At 56.9% G+C, this 20,924-nt stretch carries 16 protein-coding genes; 11 read left to right on the top strand and 5 right to left on the bottom strand.

Annotation, left to right across the window (positions count from 1 at the left end):
* The 7 genes from J7447_RS25140 to J7447_RS25110 all read left to right on the top strand — a co-directional run bounded on the left by J7447_RS25140 (position 1) and on the right by J7447_RS25110 (position 10,569).
* Positions 1–1,038: an aliphatic amidase gene (locus J7447_RS25140; RefSeq protein ID WP_023001365.1), complete on the top strand. Its 1,038-nt coding sequence runs from the start codon at positions 1–3 to the stop codon at positions 1,036–1,038.
* 189 nt (positions 1,039–1,227) lie between these two features.
* Entirely contained in the window at positions 1,228–2,055 is an 828-nt protein-coding gene (locus J7447_RS25135) for a CbbQ/NirQ/NorQ/GpvN family protein (protein WP_209171303.1), read from the top strand.
* A gap of 15 nt (positions 2,056–2,070) precedes the next feature.
* Entirely contained in the window at positions 2,071–4,311 is a 2,241-nt protein-coding gene (locus J7447_RS25130) for a VWA domain-containing protein (RefSeq protein WP_209171302.1), read from the top strand.
* 491 nt (positions 4,312–4,802) lie between these two features.
* Positions 4,803–6,041 carry a plasmid partitioning protein RepA gene (repA, locus tag J7447_RS25125; protein ID WP_023001362.1) on the top strand — a complete coding sequence of 413 codons (1,239 nt, stop codon included), beginning with the start codon at positions 4,803–4,805 and terminating at the stop codon, positions 6,039–6,041.
* A gap of 2 nt (positions 6,042–6,043) precedes the next feature.
* Positions 6,044–7,048: a plasmid partitioning protein RepB gene (repB, locus tag J7447_RS25120; RefSeq protein WP_168687639.1), complete on the top strand. Its 1,005-nt coding sequence runs from the start codon at positions 6,044–6,046 to the stop codon at positions 7,046–7,048.
* 373 nt (positions 7,049–7,421) lie between these two features.
* Positions 7,422–8,696: a plasmid replication protein RepC gene (gene repC / locus J7447_RS25115; RefSeq protein ID WP_209171301.1), complete on the top strand. Its 1,275-nt coding sequence runs from the start codon at positions 7,422–7,424 to the stop codon at positions 8,694–8,696.
* Positions 8,697–9,018: 322 nt separating this feature from the next.
* Positions 9,019–10,569 (top strand): glucan biosynthesis protein, encoded by a 1,551-nt coding sequence (locus J7447_RS25110; protein WP_209171300.1) that lies wholly within the window; start codon positions 9,019–9,021, stop codon positions 10,567–10,569.
* Between the two features lie 25 nt (positions 10,570–10,594).
* Here J7447_RS25110 and J7447_RS25105 read toward each other — a convergent pair whose 3' ends face one another.
* Positions 10,595–11,296, bottom strand: a complete 702-nt coding sequence (locus J7447_RS25105) for a hypothetical protein (RefSeq protein WP_209171299.1) — start codon at positions 11,294–11,296, stop codon at positions 10,595–10,597.
* 695 nt (positions 11,297–11,991) lie between these two features.
* Here J7447_RS25105 and J7447_RS25100 point away from each other — a divergent pair.
* Positions 11,992–12,513, top strand: a complete 522-nt coding sequence (locus tag J7447_RS25100) for a PRC-barrel domain-containing protein (RefSeq protein WP_187306630.1) — start codon at positions 11,992–11,994, stop codon at positions 12,511–12,513.
* 565 nt (positions 12,514–13,078) lie between these two features.
* A complete protein-coding gene (locus tag J7447_RS25095; RefSeq protein WP_168687634.1) occupies positions 13,079–13,864 on the top strand; it encodes a DNA/RNA non-specific endonuclease in 786 nt (261 codons plus the stop codon).
* 149 nt (positions 13,865–14,013) lie between these two features.
* Here the strand turns inward: J7447_RS25095 and J7447_RS25090 are convergent, their stop codons facing one another.
* The gene (locus J7447_RS25090; protein ID WP_209171298.1) at positions 14,014–14,856 is read right to left on the bottom strand and encodes a universal stress protein; all 843 of its coding nucleotides are present in this window, start codon (positions 14,854–14,856) and stop codon (positions 14,014–14,016) included.
* Positions 14,857–15,127: 271 nt separating this feature from the next.
* Here J7447_RS25090 and J7447_RS25085 point away from each other — a divergent pair, with 271 nt between their 5' ends.
* On the top strand, positions 15,128–17,821 hold the full coding sequence (locus J7447_RS25085) for a cation-transporting P-type ATPase (RefSeq protein WP_286189559.1): 2,694 nt from the start codon (positions 15,128–15,130) through the stop codon (positions 17,819–17,821).
* Positions 17,822–17,912: 91 nt separating this feature from the next.
* Here the strand turns inward: J7447_RS25085 and J7447_RS25080 are convergent, their stop codons facing one another.
* Positions 17,913–18,386, bottom strand: a complete 474-nt coding sequence (locus tag J7447_RS25080; RefSeq protein ID WP_209171297.1) for a fasciclin domain-containing protein — start codon at positions 18,384–18,386, stop codon at positions 17,913–17,915.
* Positions 18,387–18,637: 251 nt separating this feature from the next.
* The gene (locus J7447_RS25075) at positions 18,638–19,201 is read right to left on the bottom strand and encodes a Crp/Fnr family transcriptional regulator (protein WP_209171296.1); all 564 of its coding nucleotides are present in this window, start codon (positions 19,199–19,201) and stop codon (positions 18,638–18,640) included.
* Between the two features lie 52 nt (positions 19,202–19,253).
* Here J7447_RS25075 and J7447_RS25070 point away from each other — a divergent pair, with 52 nt between their 5' ends.
* A complete protein-coding gene (locus tag J7447_RS25070) occupies positions 19,254–19,850 on the top strand; it encodes a hypothetical protein (RefSeq protein WP_209171295.1) in 597 nt (198 codons plus the stop codon).
* Here the strand turns inward: J7447_RS25070 and J7447_RS25065 are convergent.
* Complete coding sequence (locus tag J7447_RS25065; RefSeq protein ID WP_209171294.1) at positions 19,771–20,904, bottom strand: saccharopine dehydrogenase NADP-binding domain-containing protein; 1,134 nt, start codon at positions 20,902–20,904, stop codon at positions 19,771–19,773. The genes J7447_RS25070 and J7447_RS25065 overlap by 80 nt on opposite strands.
* Positions 20,905–20,924 lie beyond the last annotated feature (20 nt).

Raw genomic sequence — 20,924 nt, 5'->3', positions numbered from 1 at the left:
ATGTATCACGGTGATATTTCCAGCAGCAACGACACCGTCGGCGTGGCGGTGGTCAACTACAAGATGCCGCGTCTGCATACCCGCGAGGAAGTGCTGGCCAATGCCCGCAACATCGCGGACATGATCGCGGGAATGAAGGTCGGCCTTCCGGGCATGGACCTGGTGATCTTCCCGGAATATTCCACCCACGGGATCATGTATGACCCCAAGGAGATGTACGAAACCGCTTCCCAGGTGCCTGGAGAGGAAACGGCCATCTTCGCCGAAGCCTGCAAGAAGGCGAACGTCTGGGGCGTGTTCTCCCTGACAGGCGAGCGACACGAGGATCACCCAAACAAGGCGCCTTACAACACGCTCATCCTGATGAACAACAAGGGCGAGATCGTCCAGAAATACCGCAAGATCATGCCCTGGGTTCCGATCGAAGGCTGGTATCCGGGCGATTGCACCTACGTCTCGGAAGGCCCGAAGGGGATGAAGATCAGCCTGATCATCTGTGACGACGGCAACTATCCGGAAATCTGGCGTGACTGCGCCATGCGCGGGGCGGAACTCATCATCCGCTGCCAGGGCTACATGTATCCGGCCAAGGAGCAGCAGATCCAGATTTCCAAATCCATGGCCTGGGCGAACAACTGCTATGTGGCGGTTGCAAACGCCGCCGGCTTCGATGGCGTCTATTCCTATTTCGGCCATTCGGCCCTGATCGGTTTCGACGGCCGGACGCTGGGGGAATGCGGCACCGAAGAAAACGGCATTCAATATGCCCAGATGTCGGTGTCGGGGATCCGCGATGCCCGCAAGAACATGCAGTCGCAGAACCACCTCTTCAAACTGCTGCACCGTGGCTACACCGGCACGATCAACTCCGGCGACGGTGACAAGGGCCAGGCAGCCTGCCCCTATAATTTCTACGCCAACTGGGTGAACGATCCGGAAGGAACGCGGGAGATGGTCGAGGCCATGACCCGCACGACGGTCGGCACCGAAGAATGTCCGATGGAAGGCATCCCGAACGGCGCAAGCACCCACCGCTAGGGCTCAGGTCCAATCCGGGCGGGAAGTCTCTCGCCCGGTTCGAAATCGATCAGCTCTTGCCGCAGGCCAGCAACCTGGCGGCACGCGCTGATCCAGCGATCCTCCCGAGCGATGCGGTTCGCAGCGCCGCATCCTCCTGGCGCTGCAGCGATTTCCCCCGCTGCAGCGTCTTCAACAGGAAGTCCAGGAATGAATGCACCGATAGCTGGTCCGGTTGAGGACCCGATTGACGCCTATCGCATTGTCAGCGAACCCTTTTATCGCCCCTTTGCACAGGAGGTCGGCCATTATGAAGCCGCCTATGCCGCACGGTTGCCGATCCTTCTGAAGGGGCCGACGGGATGCGGCAAAACGCGGTTTGTCGAGCACATGGCCTGGCGGCTGAAGCGTCCTCTCGTCACGGTGTCCTGTCATGAGGACATGACGGCGTCGGATCTGGTCGGACGGTTTCTGCTGGATGCCGACGGTACCGTCTGGCACGACGGCCCGCTGACGGCGGCCGTCCGGAACGGTGCGATCTGTTATCTCGACGAAGTGGTGGAAGCGCGGCAGGACACGACGGTCGTCATCCATTCCCTGACCGACCATCGCCGCCATTTGCCGCTGGAAAAGAAGAATGAACTGGTCCAGGCGCATCCGGACTTCCAGCTCGTGATCTCCTACAACCCCGGCTATCAGAGTGTGCTTAAAGATCTGAAGGAATCCACCCGGCAGCGGTTCTGCGCGATTTCCTTCGACTATCCTGATGCGGCAATCGAAGCGGAAATCGTGGCGCGCGAAGCCGGTGTCGAGCCTGAAACAGCAAGGGTTCTTGTCCGGGTTGCGGAAAGATCCCGGAACCTCAAGGGTCACGGACTGCGCGAAGGTGCATCGACGCGCATGTTGATTGCAGCCGGTCAGCTGACAGCGCAAGGCGTGCCGCTGGAAGAGGCCTGTCAGATTGCCATCGTGCTGCCGCTCGTAGATGAGCCGGAGATCCGCGCTGCGATGTCCTCCGCTGTTTCTGCCTGCCTGTAAGACATGGCGGCGACGATGACCGAGGCTGCCACGGCAAAGACGAACACCGTTGAGACGCGCGAATATGAACGGCAATTGTCTGCCGTCTGGACTAAAGCCCTGTCCCGGATTGCCCAGGCCGGTTACGGCGAAACCGTAACGCAAGCCTATCGTACTTGTGGCCCGATGGTTGCGGAGGCGGTTTCGGAAGAAGCCGCAGCCGATCTCGGACGCCTGGTTTCCTGGATTGCCATTCGTTCCGGCCGGCGCGCATCGGCAAGGGTGCCGCATACAGCGGCTCGCGCAGCGCAGCACTTGAAGACATTTCCTGCTTTTTCGGAGTGGTGCGCTCTTTTGGAACGGACCGGACGCGACTTGCCGGAAGCCGTTGAAGCACTGCTTGAGACGTCTGACAGATCCTTGGCAGAAATCGGCTTGTCCGGCTTCAGGACATTCGTCGGCATGGGTTTGGCACTCAGACTGACGAACCGCGAAAAAGCGCGATTGTTTCTCGCTGGTGAAGATCCGGAAGCGCGGCACTTTCTTGACCGGCAGTCGTCAGTCTTGCGATTTGACGACGAAGAGCTTCGGTTGAAGACGTTTCATGCCGCCTTGTGGGGTCAGCTTCCGCCCATTGTCGAAACCCCGGCCACAGCTCCGGAGCAAATGCGTCGCAGGGCCGGGTTCGGACGGGATGGCATTCGTCTGCCGTCGGGATTCCCGGGTTTTGACCGCGCGGACAGCCTGAAGCTTTATCATGCGGCTCTTGCCCATGTCGGCGCTCACATTGCCTTCACCCGGCAGGTGTTTGAGCGAAAGTCCCTGAAACCCTTGCAAGTCGCAGTTATCTCCTTGCTTGAAGACGCGCGGGTCGAACGGCTCGCTCTGCAAAAGATGCCGGGACTGAGGTCTCTCTGGAGCAGCTTCCACACCATGGATGCACGCTCCGCAGACCTGGCGACAACCTTGATGGCACGGTTGTCGCGCACGCTGATAGATCCGGAATACAGCGATACCAACGGTTGGGTGGAGAAAGGAAAACGCCTGTTCGAGGAAGCCTTTGCGGCGACCCCCAACGACCAGACCTTCTGCCGAAGAATTGGCGGACTGCTAGCCAACGATCTGGGTCAGATGCGGCTGCAGTTCGACGCCCGTACCTATGTGGTGCAGCCGGCCTACAGGGACGACAACCTCGGTATCTGGACCTTCGACGAGGAACCGGACCTGATCGAGATGGATGTTGCGGTTGAAACGGAAGGTGTGCGCCTGGAGCAACAAGAACGCGACGAGGCCGAGCGGCAGGAGCCCGAAGAGGAAGAAAAGCGCGAGGAAGAGGCCGCGGCTGCGGAAAAGCTAAGGCTTCGAGATGAGGACGCGGTAACCCGGCTGATCTCCTACCCCGAATACGATCATGTCAGCCGCCGCATGCGTCCGGACTGGTGCACTGTTCATGTCACTGAGGCACCGCGAAAGGCGGCAAACGGTCTGTTGCGGAGCCTCAGGCAAGAAACCAGGATACAGAGTTCTCTCATCTCTCTGATCTCCGGTGCCAATGTGAATGCGTTTCAGCGGGAGGGCCGGCTGGAAACCGGTGACTTTCTCGATCTGGATGCATGCATCGATGCCCAGGCAAGTCGCCGCAACCGGGAGATCCCCGATCCGAGGATCTTCGGCCGGAAGAGTTGCAAGGGACGGGACCTGGACATTCTGTTGCTGATCGACCAGTCACACTCCACCGGCGAGACGGCAGGCGAGGGGGGCGCCAGCGTTCTCGATCTTGAACGCCTGTCTGCCGCGATAATGGCCGGGGCGATGGAGACGACCGGCGACAATTGCGCACTTGCAGGGTTTTGCTCGGACACTCGGGAGACGGTCCGATATGCGCGGATCAAGGACTTCGGCCAACCGGTCGACCAAGGCGTGTATGAACGCTTGGCCGGTCTGGAAAGTGCATTCTCGACCCGGCTGGGCCCGGTTATGCGTCACGGTGGGCGTGAGCTTGCCGAAAGGACGGCATATCGAAAGGTATTGCTGGTGGTGACTGACGGCGAGCCGTCCGATATTGATGTCGATGATCCGGATTATCTCCTGGAAGACGCCCGTTTCGCCTTGCGCGAATTGGCGATGGCCGGCATCGATGTTTTCTGTTTCTCGCTCGGCGACAACCGCAACGATTATTCCGGCAGGATTTTTGCCAGCAAGAATGTCAGAAAGCTCGCGGACCTTTCCAGGCTTCCTGGCGCTCTGCTTGGGCTCTATGGAGAGTTGAAAAAGTAGGAACTGCCTCTGGTGAGCTGCTCTCATTTTGCCGGATTGCCAGTTCTGTGGTGAACCTTGCGCCAGTCCTGAGCGAGCTCTGATCGCCTGTTCCGACCGTACCGATTCTGTTGAAACATCAGAAAATCTGCCTGTAACCGGCAAAACACCCGGAAAAGTTTCAAGGAAGATTTTGCGTGGGTTGAACTTCAGCCAGGGTTCTGAAAATGTGGCCGGTCCGTCGCCGAAGACCTCGCGGTAGGATTCAAGGGCAAATTAAGTAATTGAAATAAAAAAGGAAAAAATAGGATCGGCTAGAATGATGCTATGGAACTGGCAAAGATTGGCACACCCGTCGGGTCGGAAAGTTTCGTAGAGGCATCTGGAATGCCGGTTCAACCAGGCCGGGTTAGGGTTTCGTTAACTTAAATTTCCTTGCACCATCTGCTGGAATCCTGCATCCATGACGGAGTTACCGCTCATATCGGGCACGAAACCGTCAGAGGGCATTAATGGCCGTTACCGAACAATTTTCCGGTGGACGCGATACGACCGCAAAAATCGAAAGTTTCACGCAGAAGCTTTCGGACCGTTTGCAGACGATGCGCGAAATGACCTACCCGCCGGAAGCCCGCAAGGTTTTCGGCCGGACGTTTTCCACGACGGATCTGGTTCGTCTGCTGGGTGTGCCGGAAAGCACGCTTCGCACCCTGACGCTGGAAGGCAAGGGCCCGCAGCCGCATCGCGCCGAAAACAACCGCCGGATCTACACGGTCGATCAGGTTTGGGAACTGAGGGCATTCCTCGCGGAACTCAGGCCTGACGATGCGCATCGCCTCGTTCCTCATCGCCGACCGGGAGAAAAACTGCAGGTCGTTGCTGCTGCGAACTTCAAGGGTGGCAGCTCTAAGACGACCACGTCCGTTCATCTGGCCCATTACCTGGCTATCCAGGGCTACCGGGTGCTGTGTGTCGACCTGGATCCCCAGGCCTCCATGACCACGACCTTCGGCATTCAGCCGGATCGTGATCTTCGGTCCGGCGAAGACGATGACGAACGGACCGACACGACCTACGACGCTTTGCGGTATGACAATTACCGCGTGCCGTTCTCCGAGGTCATACGAGAGACCTACTTCCCGGGCATTCACCTTGCCTGCGGCAACCTGCGACTGATGGATTTCGAATACGATACGCCGACCGCGCTTGCCGAAAGGACGACCGACGAGCTTGGCCTGTTCTTCCAGCGCCTCGATGCCGTGATCCAGTCGGTTGAAGAGCACTATGACGTCGTTGTCCTCGATACGCCACCTTCGCTCGGCTACACGACGATGGCGGCCCTTTATGCGGCAACAGGCCTGATCATCACCGTTCACCCGGCCATGCTCGACGTCTCGTCTTGCTCCCAGTTCCTGAAGATGATTTCGGATGTGACCCACACGTTGTCCGAAGGCGGTGCGGTTTTCGAACATGACTTCACCAAGTTCCTGCTGACCAGGGTCAACCCCAACGACGGGCCGCAGAAGATCATGTCGGGCACCATGCGGGACTTGTTCGGGACCGACGTCCTTGTGGCCGAGGCGATTGAGTCGACCGCCATCGCATCTGCCGGCGTTGCCAAGAAAAGTCTCTACGAGATCGAATCCGGTGAAGTCGGCCGGGAAACCCTGAAGCGTGCGCTGGAAAGCGCAGACCGCGTCAACGCCGAAATTCTCGATCTGATCAAGAGTGTATGGGGCAGGGAGGTTTGACGATGAAAAAGTCGATCGTCAAAATGATGTCCGATGCGGCGGCTGCAGCTGCCGACAAGAAGGAGCCGCCCAAGCCGGTTGCGGGCCAGAAGGTAACCGCACCCGTCGTGAATTCCATGGGGCGCGCCTTGTCGCATATGCGCGAGGACAGCATCGTTGCCCTTGATCCGTCGAAAATCGACCCAAGTCCGTTTTCCGATCGCTTCGAAACAGACCTCGAAGCGCAGGAGGCCCTGGAGGAACTCAAGCTTTCGATCCAGGATGAGGGGCAGAGGATCCCCGTTCTGGTGCGCCCGCACCCCACGGAACGGGACCGCTATCAGCTGGCCTATGGACACCGCAGGTTGTTTGCCATTCAGACATTGATGGCGGAAGCCGGCAAACCGGAGACGTTCAAGGTCAAGGCGTACGTTCGCAAGCTGAGCGACGCCGAGCTGATCAAGGAACAGTCGCTTGAAAACGGCGTCCGCGAAAACCTGACCTTCGCAGAGATGGTCCTGTGGGCTGTGCAGCTGCGCGAAGCAGGGCTCAAGCAGCGCGAGATGCAGCCGGTGCTCGGCCAGGTTCAAACGGTCATTTCCAATATGCGGAAGATCGCCGACAGCATCCCGCACGACATCATTCGCGCGATTGGCCGTGCCAGGAATGTTGGCCGGCCGGCGTGGATGGAACTGGCGAAGCTGTTTGAAGACCCTGCCGCCGAACAGCGCGTTCGATCCGTCATAGATGGTGAGGATTTCAGGCTGGCTGCTGCGCAGGACAGAATGTCCATGGTAACGCAGGCCGCAAGAGGCAAACAAAAGAAGGCTGCACCGGCAACTCAGGCTGCAGCAGAAATCACATCGAACGGAACGGTACTGGCAAAACTGAAGAGAACATCGGCGGCAACCGTGTTCTCGATACCGAAATCCGAAGCTGAATTCAGTCACTGGCTGGAGGAGAACCTTCCGGACGTCTATCGCGATTATCTGCGGCAACGGCAGGAAACGGGACGTACGAAGGGCTGAAGATGGTCGCGGCATACCTCGAAAGGGTATGCCGGGCGCACAATGATCCGGGGCAGGTGTTCAGGTGTCGTCCCGGGCCATATCGGCAAGAGGCCGGATTTCGGCCAGGCCCCGTGAGGAAGGAGACGGTGCGAGAGAAATAGAGACCAAATGAAAAGAGACCGAAACGGCGGCAACCGTTCAGTCTCTTTAATCACGGTTCAACTTGGAACGTCCAAACAGGAACCTCAACACTTCCCTGTTTTAGGCGAATTCCGAATCACGCGCAAGATCCATCTTGTGTGAACGGTGGATTTCTGCCGATTTCCCGAAGTTGAACCTCCTGAAACGCATAACGCCGCACGTTGGCTCGTGTCGGTGAACGGAGGTTGTCATGCCTGCTGTTTCGAACGTCTCTTCCTTCCGGAAGGTGACGCCGGGGATACTTGCGTCCCAGCGTCTGGCAATGTCGAACGACATTCCCGATATTGGAAAATCCGAAGTCGCGATTGCCTTGAAACGTGCGGCCCAGCCGATCGGTCTCACGTCGACTGCCTACCATGTCCTGGACATCCTGCTTGGCCTGTCAAAGCCGGACGACTGGAAAGGGGACAACAGGCCTGTCGTTGCCATCTCCAACGAGAAGCTTGCCTCCTATGTCGGCAAGAGTGAACGAACGGTCATTCGCGCCATCAAGCAGCTGGTCGAGGCACGTATTCTCGCCTACAGGGACAGTTCTACCGGCCGCAGGTGGGTGCACCGCAACGACAGTGGCGACATTACCTTTGCCTATGGTCTCGATTTCACGCCGGCAAGAGTGCGATACCGCGAAATCAAGCGCCTGGCCGACGAATGGCAGGCTCATCTCAATGCCGTCCGGGAAGCCAAACGGACGGTCATGAGGATCTCCAGGGCGATTGTCGACATCGTCGATGCAACGAAAGACGTCGACCTGACAGACTTCCTGGATCAGATGGCAGGCATTCTGGACGCGGAGACTGATGTTCAGGCAAAAGCGCAGGCGTTGCTGGACCTTTATGACCTGGTGATGGAAGCTCTGAAGGAGGCCTCCAATACACAGTCAACAGCACATAAAAATGGGGATTCGTCATGCGAAGATGACATCAATGTCACCCTTATATTTAATACAAACTCACCAAACTCTTGTTCAAATAACCGGACATCTGCTCACGCAGATGAAATCAATAATAAGTCTAACGTCGCCTACGGCGCCGAAATAGCTCCAGAAAGGGAGCAAGCGGAGCGGGGTGGGGGCTCCAACAGAGGATATACCCTGCAGAAAGGCTCCGGTAAGGCGGATTTTGTCCGATCGGAAACCCTGGACGCTGTTTCGATCTCTTTGCTGGAAAACGCATGTACGTCGATCCAGGGCGATTTTGGGCTATCTCTCAAAAGCTGGCCGGACCTCATTGCCGCAACCGACGTGCTGAGGATCGGTATCGGATTAAGTGAAAAAGGCTTTACCGAAGCCTGCGGAAGGCTGGGGCGGCATGTTGCGGCGGCGATTCTTGCGATGGTGGCCGAAAAGGCCTTGCGGGATCCGGAAAAAATCAGCTCGCCGGGCGGTTACTTCCGGGCATGTTGTGAACGGGCGACCGAAGGCAAACTTGCGCTGGCAAAATCCCTGTTCGGCCTCGCTGCGCGCTGATCAGGCGCCGCGGGGAGCGGGATCCTCTTGTGCGAGTACTGCTTCCGGGCAGGGGGCGCCAAAATGAAGGGATCTTGAAACTTTGCGGTCTTCCCGGGAGTGCTGATCCTGCACGAACACGGATAATCGCTGTAGCGCACGTCGGTGGCGCTGGTTTCGAGGCTTCATAAACTTGCCTTACGCATGGCCGACTTTTGTCAAAACGACGCCTCATTCCTGCGATCCTGTTCCCAACCTGGAAGCCCGGTGTTTTGCACCATGAACTAATTTGTCCGTTCGTTCGTCTTTCAACGACAACGAAGCAAGACCGACTGGAAACTTCATGAGCAGATCTGTTTTCATTGCACTTTTTTTCATGGCATTTGTCCAAAGCGCTTATGCGAAATCCAGTGACCTTAAGAACCACCGGGGAGACCCTGAAGAATTCAGTTTTGCGACGGTGATCGCGAAGGCTCGGGAACTCGGGACAAGACCGTATGAAGCGCAAAAAGTGCGATCTGAAGATCTCCTGGAGGAAATTGACTACGACGCGCATTGGAAGATCAGCTTTCGCAAGTCGGCCACCCTGGAGCTGGTACCAGGCGTCCCAATTCAGTTCTTTCACCTGGGCCGTTTCTTCAAACAACCGGTCAAGCTGAACGAAGTCGGTGATGGCGTTTCCCGGGAAATTCTCTATTCACCTGACTATTTCGACATGCCGCATGACAGTCCGGCGCGAAAGTTGCCCGAAAATCTTGGATTTGCCGGGTTCCGCGTCATGCGGGAGGATTTGAAAACCGACTGGGTTTCCTTCCTGGGCGCATCCTATTTCAGGACAGATGGCCAGTCTCGCCAGTATGGGCAGTCGGCGCGCGGACTTGCCCTTAACACCGGACTTTCGATGCCGGAGGAATTTCCCAGATTTACGGAATTCTGGTTCGAACCATCCGCATCGACAGATGACGGTTTGGTTGTCTATGCACTTCTTGATAGCCCATCTGTCGCCGGCGCCTATCGAATGCACATGAAAAATGAGGAGGGGAGTGGGCAGGTCATGGATGTGACAAGCCACCTATTCTTCCGAAAGTCGGTCGAAAGACTGGGAATAGCGCCACTCACAAGCATGTACTGGTACTCTGAGTCCAATCGCCTGAAAGGCCGGGATTGGCGCCCGGAAGTACACGATACCGATGGTCTTGCGATGATTAGCCAGTCGGGAGAGATGATATGGCGGCCGCTCAACAACCCGTCCGAGGTTCGCACGTCCACCTTTCGAGCAGACAATGTGAGAGGATTTGGCCTCGCACAACGAGACCGGGAGTTTGAGAACTTTCAGGATGACGGAGTGTTTTATGATCGTCGACCGTCCGTCTGGATCGAACCTGGCGAACCTTTTGGAAAGGGCGTGGTTCAACTGGTGGAGATCCCGACTGACGACGAGATCTATGACAACATAGTCGCTTATTTTTTACCGGACGAACTGCCGCAAGCGGGTGACGAACGTACGTTTTCCTACCAGATGACCTGGCGTGATCAGCATCCGCTGCCTCAGTCCGGTGCTCGGGTTTTCGCAACCCGTATCGGCCAGGGAGGAATTCCAGGACAACCTCGACCGAAGGACCAGATGAAAGTCGTGGTCGAATTCCAGGGCAAATCCTTGAACGGGATGAAGAAGAAGGACGAGGTTGAGGCCGTTGTGGAGCTTTCCAAGGGCGAGCCAATAAATCTTTTCGTTCAACCTGTCGTCGGTACGGATCGTTGGCGCTTGACGTTCGATGTCAAGGTCGAGGGCCATGATCCGGTTGAGGCGCGCGCTTTTCTGAAAGGCGGCGATGATGTCCTGAGTGAAACCTGGCTCGGGCAATTGATAGCGGAGCACCTGGAATTGGAATAAATCCCCGGTGTCGCAAAGGGCACAGTTACCAGGTACGGGAATACCGAGCCTTGAAAACCGAACTGGGATTTTGTGTCTGTATTTCGCTGATGCTTGCCCGAAGTGTGAAGGCTTTGGTCAAGGGTTGTTGCAACGAAACGCTCGAGTGCCACACGGCGTCGTCTTTTGAGTTGTTGAATTCCGCTGCCAGGACTGTCGCGGTCCGGCCCAGAGAGACTTCCACGCTCTTGGTGGTATTCCAGTCAATATCATTCGTCTCGAAACCGGGCGTCCGGAAAGAATAGGAATCTCGCAAGATCAGGTTGGCGTGCCTTGTGAGTTTGATTTTCTTTCCTGCAGTGAATCTGGTTGATGCAAGGTCGCTGTCCGGGTCAAAGCGCAAGGTCAGGTCCGTCTCGTCCATTCCTGCCAATTTGTAGTCGTCTTCGAAACGCAGTCGTGTCCATAGCGTTCCACTCGGTACGTAGCTGCGTGGCGCATTGAGCACATGCCTGGGCAATGCTGCTGGCATGTTGATATCCGATCCGAATGCAGGCCGGCCCGGAACAGGAAGCTGAGCGCCTACCGTCATGTTGTAGGAACTTTCAGATGGCTTTGAAAAAGACCAGACGTAAGGTTTGATATTCTCAGCGTGAACAGGCGTGACTGTTGCGGAGGCCGCTGCCGCAGTGCCTGTGATTATGCCCTTGATTACGGAAACTGCCAGTAGGTAACTCGGTGTGCGCATGTTCTATTATCGAGAGCTTGAGGTCGCTTGCTGTCGGTCTGACGTGATGAAACTGAGTGAACTTGATTCCGAAAAGGTTAATGCAACAGTGCCCAATGATACCTTGCGAAAGTTACCTAGGTTTCGAAAAATATCTCTCTAAGTATCAGAGTTGATTGAATTAATATCTCTTCCGCTGATCATGCGAACATGGATATGCATATGGAATGAGTTCCACTTTTGCTGTGGAAATACACTGACTTCATAACCGCCGGGTTGATAAGAACCGCGTCTCGCGGACTTGCAACGTGGCTATCTTTTGTGGATCCGGCTCGAGGCATTCGGTTGTTCTGCAAACCCAGGCTTGTCGGCAAGTTAACGAGCACGTTTTCCGCCGGAATTGCGTTGGTCTTGAAATACGTTCACGGCGCTGAAGAATCTTCGGAAACTGAAGATCGGCTCACAGAGAATGCCTTGCAGGTACAGCTACGCGTTCTCGGGAAGCTCAGTACTCCCGATCTCAGTTTCAATTTATGGCTGCAAACGAGAGCAGTACATTCACATTCTGTTTCAATCTTGAAATGCGGCGGAACTCGGCGATTTCCGGAGCGTTACTCCCATATCGTCGCCTCATCCCTGTCAGATACCGGCGACTTCAATCTGGGAGAGTCACAATGCTACGTGAACTTGTCACTGCGTCCGCAATCGGACTGTTCATGGTCGGCGGTGCGTATGCGCAAAGCTCGACTGAAGTACCTACGACTACCGTGCCGGCAACTCCTGCCACCCCTGAGCCCGTTCAAATGGTGAAAAAGGCAGAAGGACACCTAGCCACGGACCTCCTTGGCCGAACGGTCTACAATGGTACGAGCGAAGAGTCTGAAGCAATTGGCGACGTCAACGACTTCACTGTGGGTCCTGACGGTCAGATTCAGGCAATCGTGATCGGAGTCGGAGGCTTTCTTGGCCTGGGCGAGAAAAACGTCGCGATCGAGTATGGCCTTGTGAAGTTCGAAGATCGCAACGATAGCGAAGTGCTGGTGGTTGAAACGACCGCAGAAAAGCTGGATGCGCTGGAGCCCTTCGAGGAAGCTGCATATCGGCCTGTTCCAGCTGATGAAAGCGTGAATGAAACCAGGCCGGCAACCGCTCAAGATCTGAACAATGCGCCGGTCGAGAAAGCTCCTGAGGAGCTGATTGATTCCGAAGCGGATAGAAACGTTACGCCTGCAAACTGACATCACGACCAGAAAAGCGCGGGCTGCATTCCGAAATGTCGCCCGCGCTAAAAATATTCCATAATCCAAATTACGCGATTCTCGCTTGTAGCTGGGTGCGCGCTATTCCCAAGTGCGACTTCTGTTTGAAGCCAATAGGTTATCAAACAGGAGGATTGTGTCATGGGATCAAAATACAGTCACCCTGACGTTGCATGTGCGCCGCAAGATTGAACGCTGGTGTCAGGCGAAATTGTCACTTTGCCGAATTGTGATGATCCCTGGACGACACTGATCGACGATTTATCTGGAAATGACACCGACTGTGGCTTTTGATGCCATGTTCAGCGGCGAAGCTCCTAGCTCCAAGTGTCGTTCGTGATGGCGGTACGCTGGACCTTTCCGCCGTCGGTCTCCTGGCCCGGAGTAACCTGCGTTCCAAAGAATGCAGACGGGATGTTCAATCCTTCTAAAAACGATCAAACTGCATCCGTTACTTGAACGGATCTTCTCTGTCTGCAACATTCGCGTTTATTGACATATTTTCACAACCAATGACTTGATCAGCTATCAAGGGGTCTGCCGGATGCCTGTCTACACCTTCAACACTTTGTACGATCGAAAAGAAAAACGTCCCGACGAATACGGTGCGGTGACTGTATTGACTGAAATCATTGCCCCTGGAACCCATCATCAGTACGAGCGGCAGACCTCGGTCTATGGATATGTCTATCCTCTTGACACCACGTCGGGCCGTAAGTCGGCGCCGGAGCCGTTTTCGGGTTTCCGGATTGGCGCGACCAAGCGCATTCCCAAGAAGGCCAAACTGATCAGCCCACGCAATAGCGGCAAGGTCGACATGGACAAGGGACACATCATTGCTCTGGAGTTGGGTGGGCCCGATGTCCCGGCCAATATCTGTCCGCAATGGTCGCAATTCCAACGGAACGGCGAATGGCGGCGAATGGAAGTCGAGGTTCATGAGATCGCGCAGCAGCAAGAAGCGCACGACAATCTGGTGAAGATGACCGTGCATCTTTATTACAATGGTTCTCTGTCGCACACCCGCGGGCTTTGCCCCTCGGGATTCCAGGTAGACCTGACCTTGAACGACACGAACTCGCTGCTCAAACGCTACCAGATCGACAACACCCACAGCTCCGTCGATGACCAAATGTTCTGGCGCATTGCGGACCCACTGGATTCGAAAATGGACGAGGTAGATCCGATCGGCATGCCTCCCCCCATTACGCCCAGCCCCAGCTTCCCCGGCGCACAACCGGTAATGACCCAGCGGCAAAACGGCATGAACTGGTTCGATTTTGCCAATCGTCACATTGATGACGAGGATGAATACATGGATCAGAGCTAAGGAGCAGAGTGCAGAACTCAGCGAGGAACAAGCCGAAAATCCAACGGTGTATTCGTGGCGAACGTAACGGCGTGCGCGGTAAAGGTCAGCATTGAGCCTTTCGCGGGCCTCTGGCCCCTGACAAATCCAGGGGCCGGAAGCTGCGTCGTTCAGCGCGACAGCAACAGGGGGATGACGGTTTGCTCCAGCAATTCCCGTGTTGTGCCTCCCAGAATGTTCTCCCGCAGGCGTGAATGTCCGTAGGCACCCATTACCAGAAGGTCGGCTCCCAATTCGCGCACACTGTCCAGCAAGGCTTCGGACACGGGCCTGTCGGCGGACGCTACGCTTTGAACGGAAATGCCGAGTCCGTGGCGGGCAAGGACCGTTGCGATATCGCTGCCAGGGTCTTCCCCGTGATCATTGTCGCCGACGACCGGGTCAACCAGCAGCAGCGTGTTGTCCTCGGCTGACTTCAGAAACGGCAGCGACTCGGATACGGCACGGGCAGCTTCCCGCCGTGAATTCCAGGCGATGGCCACTTTTGTGCCAATGCGGTCGGCCTTGAAGGAATTGGGAACATAAAGCACGGGCCGGCCGGAATCGAACAGCGCTCCATCGATCGCATTCTTTTCGACGGAATTGAGCTCTTGCTCCACGGAGCGCAGGACAACAGCAAGATCACAATAGATGGCATGGCGGGCAACAAGATTGTCTTGGCGAGCGGTAGAAGACAGACTTGGCCGGACGTCGAACGAGATACCTTCCCTTGCAAGCTGTGCTTCTATTCGGGATGCAAGGGATGTCAGCTCGATCTTTCGCTGGTCGAATTCCTTCGCCCAGATTTCGATGTATCCGTGCCCGCCAGATCCGTAGAACGGCAGCTGCGGGACTTCACCGATCGGTAACACCGTGAGATGAGCATCAAAAGCCCTCGCTACCGTGACAGCCTTGCTGACGGTTTCCGTGGAGACATCTAGTTCCGTTATTGCGAGTATCGTTTTGTAGGTCATCGTACCGGCTCCCTCCCCTGTTCGCCTGCGTGGGCGCGCGCCGTACAGAGCTTCATCTGCATTGTCCGGGAAAACGATTGAGAGGCAAACTGGTGGTGACTACGTAGCCAGTCGGCAGGGTGTTCCGGGTGGAATAAGCATTGGTCCCGACTTGGCGTACCGCGTTCCACCCGCGAGAATTCGTCCGTGATACAAGTGTATTCAGCATTCTCATCTTATCCTGAACGGCCAAGTTGCCGCTTCCTCGACGGATCCATCAGCCCTGAACCGTTTGCACCAAACCAGCATCGACACTCCCTTCGCAATCGACCCTGAAGTGGTTGCTCAGGAGCTTTCGGTTCACCCCATGGCGGGGCTCGGGGAGGATGAAGTTGTCAGGCGTCGACGGCGTTACGGCACCAACAGGTTTCGCGAGCTGAAAACCAAGAGTGCATTCGCAATCCTTGCCCATCAATTTGCGAGCATCATCGTCTGGCTTCTTGCAGCCGCCGTTTTCATGTCTCTGCTTCTGGGCGACTTCGCCGACGCGATCGCGATTTCCATCGTTCTGGTTCTGAACGGTGCCATCGGATTCTTCACCGAGTTGCGCGCGGCCCGGTCGATGGAAGCCCTGTTGCGGATCACCACGACGCACTCCCGTGTGCGCCGAGGCGGCAAGGTGCTTGAGATCGAGGCAACGGCGCTGGTTCCTGGAGACATCGTGATCCTTGAGGCAGGAGACGTCGTCACGGCTGACCTTCGGCTCACGGCCGCTTCCGATCTTCATTGCGATGAGTCCCTGCTGACCGGGGAAAGCGCTCCGGTTGAAAAGCAGACTTCCACGATGGCCGAAGACACGGTGCTTGCCGAACGCTTCAACATGGCTTTCAGCGGAACGGCGGTCACCCAGGGGCTTGGCGAAGGCATCGTTGTTGCCACCGGCATGTCGACGGAACTTGGCCGGATCAGCGCTCTTGCGCAGCAGGCCGACGCCGAAATCTCTCCCCTCGAAAGGAGACTGGACAGGCTGGGGCAGAAGTTGGTCTGGCTGACGCTGGTGCTTGCCGCGCTCACGATCATGGCAGGCATTCTCTGGGGTCATCCTCTGTCAGAGATGCTGAAAACCGGAATTGCGCTTGCGGTTGCCGCCATTCCGGAAGGTCTGCCGATCGTGGCGACGTTGTGCCTGGCCAGAGGCATGTGGCGCATGGCGGCCCGCAACGCGCTCGTCACCGAACTTTCGGCTGTAGAGACGCTAGGGGCGACGACACTGATCCTGACCGACAAGACCGGAACCTTGACGGAAAACCGGATGACGGCCGTCCGTTATCTTCTCGACAGCGCGGATATCGCCATTTTGCATGAAGGCAACGGCATTCGCTTTTGTTCAGAAGGCCGGGACATCGAACCAGCTTCCACGGAGGGCCTTTCCGTCGCTCTCAGGATTGGTGCGCTGTGCAATTCGGCGGAATATTCAGATGGTCCGGATGAAGTGCGGATCGGTGATCCGATGGAGATATCGTTGCTGGCCACTGCATCTGCCGCGGGTCTTGCGAGATCTCGCCTGCTGCAGACAATGAAGCCGGCAGAAAAGTTTGCTTTCACTCCACAACGCAAGATGATGGCGACGGTCCATCATGGTGACGGGCACTTTCTTTATGCCGTCAAGGGCGCTCCGGAAGCCGTCCTGAACGCGGCATCAGAGGTTCTTGGAACCGAAGGTACCCGCGCCTTCACGGATGCGGACCGTGCCGCGTGGCGCGGCCGTCAGGAAGAGGCAGCCCGATGCGGCCAGCGTCTCCTCGCCCTTGCCTTCAAGACGGCAGCAACACCTTCCGAAGATCCTTATGAAGGTCTGACGCTGGTCGCACTGGTCTGCTTTCTTGATCCGATACGGGAAGACGTTCCAGGAGCGATCAGGGCCAGTCAGCAGGCGGGTGTCCGGGTTGTGATGATGACCGGTGACCATGCCGAGACCGCGGCGAAGATCGCACAGGACGCAGGCATCGGAACATCCGGCCTGAAAGTGCTGTCCGGCCATGAGTTAAACGGGATCGACCTGGCACAGGCGACGGCAGAGCAGCGCGAACAGCTCATGGCGACCGATGTCTTTGCAAGGGTGGCACCCGACACCAAGCTGAACCTGGTTTCACTCTTTCAGGATGGCGGACATGTGGTCGCCATGACTGGCGACGGCGTCAATGACGCTCCGGCGCTCAAGAAAGCGGATATCGGAATTGCCATGGGTAAGCGCGGCACACAGGTTGCCCGTGAAGCTTCCGACATTGTCCTGAAGGACGACGACTTCGCGACGATCATCGCCGCAATGCGCCAGGGCAGGATCATTTTCGAGAATATCCGCAAGTTCGTCGTTTATCTGATGTCCTGCAACGTCAGCGAGGTGTTGATTGTCGGCATTGCGGTTGGTGTTGGCCTGCCTGTCCCACTCCTGCCACTTCAGATCCTGTTCCTCAACCTGGTGACCGATGTCTTCCCCGCTTTTGCCCTGGGGCTCGGAAAGGGGGAAGACGGGGTAATGCAGCGCCCGCCGCGGGACCCCGGTGAGCCTATCGTCGACGGGTCCCGCTGGATGTTGATCGGTTATATCGGTTGCACGATTACGTTTTCGACGCTTGCTGCATTTGTCATCGCGTTGTTTCTGCTTGGTCTGGAAACGGAGAGAGCCATCACGGTTACCTTTCTGACGCTGGCACTGTCACAGCTCTGGAACGTCTTCAACATGCGTGCCGCAACAGGCCCGTTCTGGAAAAGCGATGTCCTTCGCAATGGTTATGTCTGGGGCGCTATCTCGTTGTGCCTCTCACTTGTCGCAATGGCCCTTCTGAATACGGATCTGTCAGCGCTTCTGGCATTGCCATGGCCAGGACTTACGGGTCTCCTGGTCGCTGGCACGATGAGTTTTCTGCCGTTGGTTCTCGGACAGGCCTGGATAAGCCTTGCGGCCCGCAACAGCGGTTCGAAGTAAAGTTTTCGCTGTTCGAGTTTGTTTGCCTTTCGGAAGCAGGGTTTGCCGGAGCTTGGTTGTGCACCTGCAAACCCTGCGTTCCACGACCGGATTACATCGGCGGCATAATGACCTTGTCGATCACGTGAATGACGCCGTTGTCGGCTGCTACATCTGCTGTCACGACATTGGCGTCGTTGATCATCACGCCATTGTCGAGGTCTACCGTGATTTCACTGCCTTCCACGGTCTTCGCCATCATTCCATCCGAAAGATCTGTCGAGAGAACTTTGCCTGGAACCACATGGTAAGTCAGGATGGCGACAAGCTTGTCCTTGTTTTCGGGCTTCAGAAGGTCGTCAACGGTACCGGCCGGCAATGCGGCAAAGGCTTCGTCGGTGGGCGCAAAAACGGTGAAGGGACCGTCCCCTTTCAGGGTGTCAACAAGGCCTGCGGCCTGAACGGCGGCAACGAGAGTGCCGAACGAGCCTGCGCCGACAGCCGTGTCGACAATATCGGCGGCTTTCGCCGGAAGAGACATCACGGAAGCAATGATGCCGATTGCAAGATACTTGGCGAATTTCATCTGATCCTCCTTGTCACATTCTGAAGCTGGCTTTGCGCCAGCCACCCCAGTACGCGGACGCCCTGAAAGGGGATCTGCTCAAAAGAGCGGTCATTGAACACATTAATTTCAGGACGATTTGATGATCCAAAAGTGATCCGGAAGCCGGTCTGCGCAATCACAAAAAAGAGCAAGGCCTGACGACATCGGTGCCCGCGATCTGCGCTTTTTTCACACAAAAGCGGGCTTTTTCCGTCGAACCAATTGGGATTTCATTCGAACGAGAGGCCCTTGGCCCTTCGGCGTCGCGCGATTTCGCGATAGAGGGCTTCCGGACTGACAGCAATCTGTCGGGCAATCTGATGCCATTCACCTTTCGGCGGCAATGTGCCGTGCCAGGCGAGCCAGGCATCCAGACGTTCCGTAACTGTTCTGAGGGCCAGAATTTCGCTCCTCAGGCGAGTTGTCTGTACCTCGCGGGCAAGCCGTGCCGCCCAGGCTTCTGACAGTTTCGGGTCAGTGCGAAACAGGTCGAGGAAGCGCCGCCTCGAGATCCCACGTAGGCAGGCATCTGATCGGACGATCGCGTCGCAGTGATAAGTTGCGGCAAAAGCAGAGGCTTCAGCCACGACTGCACCTGGAAAAGCGCGTTGTAGAACGAGTGCGGCTCCCCCTGTCTGGTGGCGGACAAGTTGTATTTCACCAGCGGTCACCAGAAACAGGTTCTCCACCATGCTGTTCTGATGGAACAGATACGCTCCCGCCGGCACCCGGCGCTCAAAGGTTCCAGACGTTTTAAAGAAGGCGGGAATATCCATCGACATGATAGCTATCATGTTCTGATTTTAGTTCCTCAGGCAAGATGGGACGCAAAGCAAAGGAGAAACCATGAGCCGGTACATTCTTGCCCTGACCGCCGCCATCATCGTGTGCAGCGCTCCGGTCCTGGCCCAGACCGAGACCCAGACAACCCAGCATCATGACCATTCTGCCGAGCAGCATGCGGCACATGGCACCAAACCATCATCCGCTAAGGCGGTTCCGCGTGAACCGGGACAGTCCGCTTTCGCGGCAATTCAGGAAATCGTGGCGATCCTTGAAGCAGATCCTGAAACAGACTGGTCGAGGGTCGATATCGAAGCACTGCGGAACCATCTTGCCGACATGGACAACGTCACCTTGCGGGCAGATGTAAAAACCTTGCCGGTCGAGGATGGTTACCGGTTCACCGTTACGGGAGACGGCGATGTCACCAACTCGATCAGGCGGATGTTGACGGCCCATGCCGCCACCATGACCGGAACCCGTGGTTTCCGCTATGAAGTGGCGGAAGTGCCCGGCGGCGCAATTCTGTCGGTTTACGTCAGTAAGCCCTCAGACCTGCAGAAGCTCTCGGGGCTCGGGTTTATCGGCGTGATGACACTGGGAGCGCATCATCAGGAACACCATCTCGCACTGGCGTCCGGCCAATCGCCCCATCACTGACCCCGGTCGTGATTTGGGTTTGAGTGTCGATGGTCATGTCCGGCAGCAGCTTGCGTAAACTTGCCAGCGCAGTTTCAATTGACATGTGGTCGGAAATGGTGGTCACGCCCTTGTGGCGAGCGTCACTGAACCTGGCTTGCAGCAAGGTTGCGACAACCGTCGCGGCCGTCAGGTCGGCCTGGTCGCCTCCAGTCATGCGGATCGTGCCGATACTGCTGCCGTCCGCTGAAAACCCTTCAACGGCAATCCGGGATCTTGAGCCACCCAGGGCAGGCATGGCCAGGGTAATGCTGGTCCATGTGCTTGCCTGGCGGGCGAGAGAGGGCCCAAGACCCAATCGCAGCAGCCGGGCCACTAGCCGCGTCACAATCGGCGGATCGACGGCAAGAAAAGTTCGAACATCTATTGTGGCGCCGGACACCGGGATCCCCTGGTCGGGGAAACCAATTCGGATCGCAAGTTGCTGCTTGCGGGATGTTCCGAACTGGAATGTTCGCCGGACGCGTCCGGGTAGTTGAGTGTTTGTGTGGTCGGCCCTGGCGACGCGATAAGGTGTCCCGAGCGTCTGGAAGAACCATTCGGTTGCGGCACGGCCGTAGTGGCGGCCCATGCCCAATTCAATTCCGATATCAACCGAGGCCGCACCTGTTCTTGCTGCCTGATCAGCCGCCAGGAGCGTGCTGAGGCCCGGTGCTGTTCCGACGCACAGAATTCCTGTGCCGGGACCTCCCGCCGCCGATATTGTCTTTTCAAGAGCCGAAACATATTCGGGAGACGCGGATGTATCGAGGAAAAGGCCGCCTTTCCGGACAACCGCGGCAGCAAGAGTGGGAGAGGTCGTTTCCGTGAGGTTCACGACCGCGGCGCCTTTCGGGAGCCTGTCCTCTGCCTCCTTCGCACCGAGGTCCATCTTCAGGTGCCGGACCCGCTCGGTATCCGTGCCGCCGTTCCTTGAGACCAGATAAATCCGGCAATCCGTGTGTTCGTTCAAGAGGTTGACCACCCGGCGACCTACGTCGCCGGTGCCGCCCAGCAGAACAATGGATGAAAACATCGCGCGATATCCTGAAAATG

Source organism: Labrenzia sp. R5_0, from assembly GCF_017743835.1.
Classification (GTDB): Bacteria; Pseudomonadota; Alphaproteobacteria; order Rhizobiales; family Stappiaceae; genus Roseibium; species Roseibium algicola.
Note: the sequence above shows the minus strand (reverse complement) of the source record. Positions and strands in the feature narration are given on the sequence as shown.